The sequence below is a fragment of the Blautia faecis genome (genome assembly GCF_027662325.1).
GTDB classification, from domain to species: Bacteria; Bacillota; Clostridia; order Lachnospirales; family Lachnospiraceae; genus Blautia_A; species Blautia_A faecis.
The window spans coordinates 20,042-27,333 of sequence record NZ_JAQDKY010000046.1; the positions used below are offsets into that span (position 1 = coordinate 20,042).

7 protein-coding genes and 2 pseudogenes are annotated in these 7,292 nt (G+C 39.0%); 4 read left to right on the top strand and 5 right to left on the bottom strand.

The window, feature by feature from the left end:
- The 5 genes and pseudogenes from PGQ38_RS16710 to PGQ38_RS16730 form a co-directional block, all read right to left on the bottom strand.
- Nucleotides 1-185 (bottom strand): annotated as a pseudogene (locus PGQ38_RS16710) (ATP-binding protein); the annotation flags it as partial.
- Nucleotides 186-283: 98 nt separating this feature from the next.
- Nucleotides 284-1,048 carry an MBL fold metallo-hydrolase gene (locus PGQ38_RS16715; RefSeq protein WP_008687118.1) on the bottom strand — a complete coding sequence of 255 codons (765 nt, stop codon included), beginning with the start codon at nucleotides 1,046-1,048 and terminating at the stop codon, nucleotides 284-286.
- 101 nt (nucleotides 1,049-1,149) lie between these two features.
- Nucleotides 1,150-1,533: a YdcP family protein gene (locus tag PGQ38_RS16720; RefSeq protein WP_008687119.1), complete on the bottom strand. Its 384-nt coding sequence runs from the start codon at nucleotides 1,531-1,533 to the stop codon at nucleotides 1,150-1,152.
- Between the two features lie 15 nt (nucleotides 1,534-1,548).
- The gene (locus PGQ38_RS16725; protein WP_008792581.1) at nucleotides 1,549-1,875 is read right to left on the bottom strand and encodes a YdcP family protein; all 327 of its coding nucleotides are present in this window, start codon (nucleotides 1,873-1,875) and stop codon (nucleotides 1,549-1,551) included.
- A gap of 236 nt (nucleotides 1,876-2,111) precedes the next feature.
- Complete coding sequence (locus PGQ38_RS16730; protein WP_118347803.1) at nucleotides 2,112-5,162, bottom strand: SrtB-anchored collagen-binding adhesin; 3,051 nt, start codon at nucleotides 5,160-5,162, stop codon at nucleotides 2,112-2,114.
- 429 nt (nucleotides 5,163-5,591) lie between these two features.
- On the opposite strand from PGQ38_RS16730, the gene PGQ38_RS16735 reads away from it, so the two are divergent.
- The 4 genes and pseudogenes from PGQ38_RS16735 (at nucleotide 5,592) to PGQ38_RS16750 (ending at nucleotide 7,235) form a co-directional block, all read left to right on the top strand.
- Nucleotides 5,592-5,804, top strand: coding sequence for a DUF6219 family protein (locus tag PGQ38_RS16735; protein WP_005421604.1), 213 nt, complete (start codon nucleotides 5,592-5,594; stop codon nucleotides 5,802-5,804).
- Between the two features lie 3 nt (nucleotides 5,805-5,807).
- Nucleotides 5,808-6,263 carry a thioredoxin-dependent thiol peroxidase gene (gene bcp, locus PGQ38_RS16740; RefSeq protein ID WP_055060581.1) on the top strand — a complete coding sequence of 152 codons (456 nt, stop codon included), beginning with the start codon at nucleotides 5,808-5,810 and terminating at the stop codon, nucleotides 6,261-6,263.
- Nucleotides 6,263-7,001, top strand: a pseudogene (gene yaaA / locus PGQ38_RS16745) (peroxide stress protein YaaA). The gene bcp and the pseudogene yaaA overlap by 1 nt, the downstream one beginning before the upstream one ends.
- Before the next feature lie 75 nt (nucleotides 7,002-7,076).
- Nucleotides 7,077-7,235 (top strand): rubredoxin, encoded by a 159-nt coding sequence (locus PGQ38_RS16750; protein ID WP_055055545.1) that lies wholly within the window; start codon nucleotides 7,077-7,079, stop codon nucleotides 7,233-7,235.
- Nucleotides 7,236-7,292 lie beyond the last annotated feature (57 nt).

Below are 7,292 nucleotides of genomic sequence, written 5' to 3' on the forward strand. Positions count from 1 at the left end.
AGGGAAAGCGTAAAGCCATTGTCTAATAAGCTGAAATGTTCCCAGTCGGTACGCATGAGCTGTTTGCTATTCAGTAGCAGGAGAACTGCCACGAACACAAACAGAAGCGTCTCTATGGAAAAATGATAAACAAGGTGCTTGTCGCTGGCTCTGATACGGTGTCCTTTGTTCCAAATCATACGCATAAATCAATCACTCCTTTCTGGGTATGAAAAAAGCAGTCAATCCTAAGACTAACTGCTTTGTGTGTAGGGATATAAAATTGTAAAACTAAGATTGCATTTCAGATATGGATTTGAAACCCCTCATAGCTGAATATACCATTCCCTTGTTTTAATTTCCCTTCATTTGACAAGTTGTGAAAAGCTGTCTCTATCTTGTCAATTATAGTAACTGGAATAGATAAATGATGATGTCCTGGCAAAATTCGACTTATCTTTAAAGATTGAATTTTTCTAACAGACTTCCAAAATTCTTGTGGGTTTGTTGATGGATAAAAAGCATCAAGGCAACCGCTATATATCAAATCGCCGGAATACAGATATTTTCTATCCGCTTCATAGAAACAACAATGTCCGGGAGAATGACCGGGCGTGTGAATAACTACCAACTTTCTGTTCCCTAAGTCAATACAATCTTCATCATGTAAAATCATTTGCGGAACCCCTTGAAAAATCTGATATTTCTCTACCTTAAAATCCGAGGGGAAATCACATGGATTGCACATAATATTGTTTTTTACCACTTGCAAAGGTATAGGGAATTTGACCGATAGCCATTCTTTTTCTGCTTCATGAACTGCAATAGACCGAAAATATTTATGTCCACCGATATGATCCCAATGAACATGAGTAGTGATTACTGTAACGGGCAGTTTCGTCAATCCATCAATAACCTCTCTGATGTTGGAAACACCTAAACCTGTATCAATCAGAATGGCTCTTTTTGTCCCACACAATAGATAACAATGTGTTTCTTCCCAGTGTTTGTATTCGCTGATGACGAATGTATCTTGGTCTATTTGTTCGACGGTAAACCAACTGTCCATATACTATTCTCACTCCCTAAAAATTTTAATTTGTCGCTTTCTTCATACCCATATTATAACAGTTCCGTATATCCTCTACAACGAAAATCTATTCAGCAAGTCTATTTTTTCGGTTGTCCCTGCGGTGTATGGTTCTGTGTATTGCCTGCGTTCTGGTTGCTTTTATTCTTCAATACAATATCCTCTGCCTTTACATACCAGTCCACATCTGCACCCGTATAGGTTTTTCTTGATACCGTATCGGCTACTGGATTGACAAGCTCCACAACCGCATTGTACGGAAATTCCCTTAACGGTACTTCTGGCGGTACGGACACGGGGATAATTCCACCATGCAGACTGCACTTCAAATCATAGATACGCTTTTTAAGCTGGGTACTCGGTGTCCCGTCCTCATTCTGCAAGAACACATCTCGCACCGCTGTAAATTTTAATTCTCCAAATGTTTTCTCTTTGTCAATAACAAACCCGTTTGATAATCTCATAAATTCTTCACTCCTTTACTTTTCTTCAACTGCTACAATATCATCAGCAAGCAACACATAATCGGTATGTCCCATATCCCCGATTGCGTAACCTCTGCCATATAACTTCGGATTGACAAGTTTTACTTTCTGTTCATACTTGAAATGCTTTTCGCCAGCCTGCACGGGAATTTCTACCACAACATTTTCGCCTTTTTGTACGTCAGAATAAAGGTTATAGCTTCGTCTGGCTAAGACCCTGCGGTTATTTTTATCTCTTTCAAAGACTGGCTCACTTTCGCCTGCAAATTCAAGAGTTCCAAAAGACTGTGCCATATCTGGCACGACATATTTCATTTCCATAGTGTTTTACCTCATTTCTTTCTATTTTTGATAAGTTTTTTGATTGTGATTTCTTATTCTGGCGGTTTGGGAAGTACCAGCAATCCCCCAGATAGTAAAGGGTAAAATCAATGCTTACGCACCCTTGACTATCCGTGTTCTTGCAGGTAAGTAGCAGACAATCCAGAATAAGCGGAAGTCTGCCGACACGGTATCGGCGGAGAACGTGATTTTTCTTTTCTCATACCGTTACCGCCTTATGATTTCTTCATTTTACGGCGTTTGCAGAAGAAGATACCTGCCAGTCCAGCACCAGAAGTCAAAAGAAGTGCAAGCAGTCCGTAAAGGTTTGTGCTATCGCCAGTTTTTGGACTGTCTGTTTTATGCGGTGTATCTGGTGTCTGTGGTGTTTCGGGTTTCTTTGGTTCTTCTGGGACTTTGGTTTTTTCCTTAAAGGTAATCGTCTGTCCCTTATCCTCAATATCCTTATGCTCGGTAACTTTCTTCGGCTCGTCTGGATTGCTTAAATCGTACAATTCTTCAAAAGTTACAAGCTGTTTGCCGTCAAGAGAAGTAGCGTCAAAGGTAAAGGCAACTTCCACTTTCATAGTTTCGCTGTCAGCAGTAAAAGTGTAATCACTTTTCACACGTTTTCCATTGATAAGAAGCTCTGCATTTTCTTCTTTCAACATCTGCCAGCCCACAAGTTTGTACTGTGTACCGACTTCTAAGCCCTCTAAGATTACGGTATCAATGATTGTAACGTCTTTTCCAGCTTCAAGCTCTTTGTTGCCGTCCTTATCCGTAGCAGTCGTATGAATTTTGACGATACGCTCTGTGATAAGTACCGTCTGTCCGTCGTCCTCAATGTCTTTATGTTCCGCAACTTTTACGGGTTCGTCTGGATTGCTGAAATCATACAATTCTTCAAAGGTAACAAGGTTTTTGCCACCTAAAGCAGACGCATTAAATGTATAGGAAATTTCCACTTTCATTTCTTCATCATCAGCGACAAAGGTATAATCATTTTCCACACGTTTTCCATTGATAAGAAGTTCTACATTTTCTTCTTTTAACATCTGCCAGCCTTTTAACTGATACTTTGTGCCTTTTGTAAGTCCGTCTAATTTGACAGTATCAACAATCGTAATCTCTTTTCCTGCAAGGATAGTCTTTTCGCCGTCTTTGCTGGTCGCTGTGGTATGGATAGAGATTTCTTTTTCGTATTCATCAGTCAGCGTTCCTAAATCAATCACAAGGTTATTTCTTGATACCACGATTTCAAAAGGTGGGATAAGTTCAAAACCTTTGTTACTATCAGAGCGTAATTCTTCAATGATATAGGTATCATAAGGTAACGCACCTTTGCTGTCATCTGGTTCAGAAGTTCCAAACCACACACCGTCCTCGCTGGTCTTTCCTGCGTTTGTATTGTGCTTATGAGAAGCCCATTCAGCAGAAGTGGAGAATTGCCCGTTATCATCAGTTACCACGACATGATTTTCGCCCGTCATCTTGCTTGTGATCCTAAAGGGAACATTAGCAAGACGCTTGTGTGTACCTGCACCGATTTTTACACCCTCAATATCTCCACGCTTAATCTGATTATAGATAGAATGAGCTTCGTCGGTTAAGTCCACGATTTTTCCATTTTCTGTGATTGTAAAATCAATCGGCTTTGCACCGTCAGTTAAGTAACCGTCGGGAGCTTCACTTTCAACGATACGGAATTTTCCATAAGGTAAAAGGTCAGAAGAAGTAGAAGCGACACCCTCAATATCGGTATGGATTGTTTTTACCACTTCATTTTTCTTGTATAATTTGCCCTCAACCAATACCGCATTATCATTTAAGGAAATGATGTCAAAAGCAGTATCTTTCAAGGTAGCACTTCCTTGTGGCTTTGTATCGCCCGTTTCTAAATCTCGTTTCTGAATTTTCACACCACCACGGATAACCTTGTCTGATACAGAAAACTGGTTACTTCCAGTAAGTACGGCAAGGTCGCCGTCCTCTGTAATCTGTGTTACATATAAGCCTTTTATCTGTTCGGACTTATCGCCAGCCTGCATATATGCACCGTCTAACAAGTAGCCGTTTGGAGCTTTCGTTTCCTCAACGGTTAGCGTTCCAAGTGGAAGAACCGCCTTGCCGTCCTGCATATAGAAGCTATCGCCAGATACCTTGTATGCGTCCGCTAATTTTGCGATGTAGTGAGTTGTCCCGTCGCTGTCTGTTTCAGCGATTGTCTTTGTAACCCATGTACGAGTAGCTTCGGCAGGGAGATTGTCTTTATTATAGAAGCCTGCATAATACTTCCATGTAAATTCCGCACCTGCTAAAGAAGCGTTCCCTTGCGGATTGTCTTTCTGTGTTTCCATATCAATCTTGAAAAGCTCAATCAAAGTGTCCGTTACTTTTGGCGTATCTGATACTTTCAAAATTGCTGTCTTTCCAACTTCAACCTTTAAGGAATATATGGTTTTATCTACTTTATATCCTGCTGGTGCGGATAACTCCTTGATATAAACTGTGCCAGCCTTTACCTCTACAACATCTGTATTTCCGTTTTCATCAGTCGTAAGGGTGGCAAGCTGTTTCGTACAGTCCTTATCAGAAAAGACACCATAGGTTGCACCTGCAATAGAGTAATTCCCGTTACCGTCGGTAATGCTGGTATTACTGGAAGTCTTTTGCAGTTTCGCATTTCCGACATTCAGCTTCGCCCAGAATTGTCCTAATTCCTGCCCCTCGCCAGAGTAGATATAACCGCCACATTCATAGCGTCCTTTATTTTCTTTGATAAAGGCTTTTGCACCAGAGAAAACTTCGTCCTGTGTTGCCTTTGGAATTTCATCATAAGAAGCTCGCACGTTATCACATTGCCAGCCAAAATGTACGCTCAATCTCTGCCAGACTACACATTGTTCCAACAGATAGACTTGTTTGTAGTTCAGTTCCTTGTGAGCTTCGCCATACTGTTTGACATACTCTAAGGATAACGCCACATCTGAAATCTGGTCAGCACTCATGCGTGAGCTTGCGTCAGCTCTGGTCTTGTAACCGTTCTTAAAGTTTGTGTTAATGTCGATACAATAGGCAGTTTCGCCCTCGACTTTCATATAGCCCTCATTGAATGTCGAACCGATAGAACCGTCATTCATTACTTTTTCAATGATACCGACACGCTCTGCACTTTCCGTCCAGTATTGCTTACTTTCTGCATGGACGGGTGTAGTCGGTAAAGCAGTAACGACAGTTGCAAGAGCTAAGAAGCCCGTACACAATCGTTTTAACATCTTTTTCATAAATCTAATGCTCCTTTCATTTTGGGTAATAAAATAGCCGTCCAATAAGAACGGCTGGAAATAGAAAAGGAACGTCATGTTAGGCGTTCCATAGTCTATGAGTTATTCAATTTTTTCTTATTTTAATACTGATGTGCTGTACCATATCTTTGCATATCTAGGAAAACTTGCGTATCAAGGCTCATTCGTTAGTAGTAAATAAGTAGTAAATTGATGTATTTGTTTTCTTGAAAATGCTGATAGATACTGTGTTTTAGCGGATAATCAGATTTTTATTGTGTTTTTATTATAAAAATTAAAGGATAACAATACATAGTTTTGACAATGATATTTTGAAAAATTTTATAGGAATGTTCTATTATCAAATTGACATAGGAATATGGTAGCGTATAATTAGAATTGAATACACTGAAAAAATGGAGGAATTACATGAAAGCACATAAATATTGGTCAGTAGGAGCATTGATCACAATGCTTGGGACTTTTTACACTGGATATAAAAAGCAAAAATCAAGTCACAAATACTTTGCTTTAAGTTCTATGTTATGTATGGTAATGGCGATATATACAGGTCATAAAATGATTACCGGGAATAGGAAGAAAAAGGCGAATAAAGAGAAAGATACAGAAAGGGAGGGATAAATAATGTTGGAAGTAGGGGTTAAGGCACCGGATTTTGAGTTGCCAGATCAAAATGGGAAAATACATAGATTATCGGATTATACAGGAAAAAAAGTGATTTTATATTTCTATCCCAAGGATAATACAGCGGGATGCACGAAACAGGCATGTGGGTTTTCTGAGCGATACCCTCAGTTTACCGAAAAAGGAGCAGTTATTCTTGGAGTCAGTAAGGATTCTGTATCCTCTCATAAGAGATTTGAGGAAAAATATGGATTGGCATTTACACTTTTAGCAGATCCAGAGCGGAAAGTTATTGAAGCATATGATGTATGGAAAGAAAAGAAAAATTATGGAAAAGTCTCTATGGGAGTAGTAAGAACCACATATCTTATTGATGAACAGGGGATTATTATAAAGGCAAATGATAAAGTCAAGGCTGCAGATGATCCTGAAAATATGCTCAAGGAATTAGATTAATGAAGATAATATTATCCCCTGCTAAAAAGATGATTACAGATACTGACAGCATAGCGCCGGATGGATTGCCTGAATTTATTGAAAAGACGACAGAGATACAAAGTTGGTTGAAAAGTAAGTCAAAAGAAGAACTGAAGACTATCTGGAAATGTAATGACAAAATTACAGAACAGAACTTCAATAGATTGGAAAACATGGATCTTTATCATTTACTTACCCCAGCTGTCTTATCATATGAAGGAATTGCTTTTCAATATATGGCTCCATCCGTGTTTGAGGACAGTCAGTTCGAGTATGTACAAAAACATTTGAGAATAATATCTGCATTTTATGGTGTGTTAAAACCAAGGGATGGTGTGACGCCTTATCGTTTGGAAATGCAGACGAAGGTTGGAATAGGAGAAACAAAAAATCTGTATGAGTACTGGGGAGATTTATTATACCGCTCAGTGATTGATAACAGTAATCAATCTGGCATCGAAAGAATACTCTAAGTGCATAGAAAAATATCTGACACGACAGGATAGATACATTACGATTACATTTTGTGAGTTATCGGGAGATAAACTGGTGACAAAAGGTACATATGCTAAGATGGCCCGTGGTGAAATGGTTAGGTTCATGGCTGAAAACAGAATTGAAAATCCTGAGGATATTAAGAAATTTGATAGACTAGGCTATTCATTCCGCTCTGATTTATCATCAGATGCAGAATATGTTTTTGAACGGAAAAAATGATGATTGAATGATTATTTTAAATAAAAGGTAATCAGTAATATTGATTATTATAATAATAGAAGGAGGAACAAACTAATGAAATATGTATGTGACGTTTGCGGATGGGAATATGATGAAGAGAAAGGTTATCCTGAAGGTGGTATTGCACCAGGAACAAAGTGGGAGGACGTTCCAGAAGATTTTGAATGCCCATTATGTAATGTTGGAAAAGATCAGTTTTCAGAAGTTGAATAAAATTCTGATTATTTAAATACGGCTAGATAAACAAAAACCCTGGTGCGTGTGAGCAAC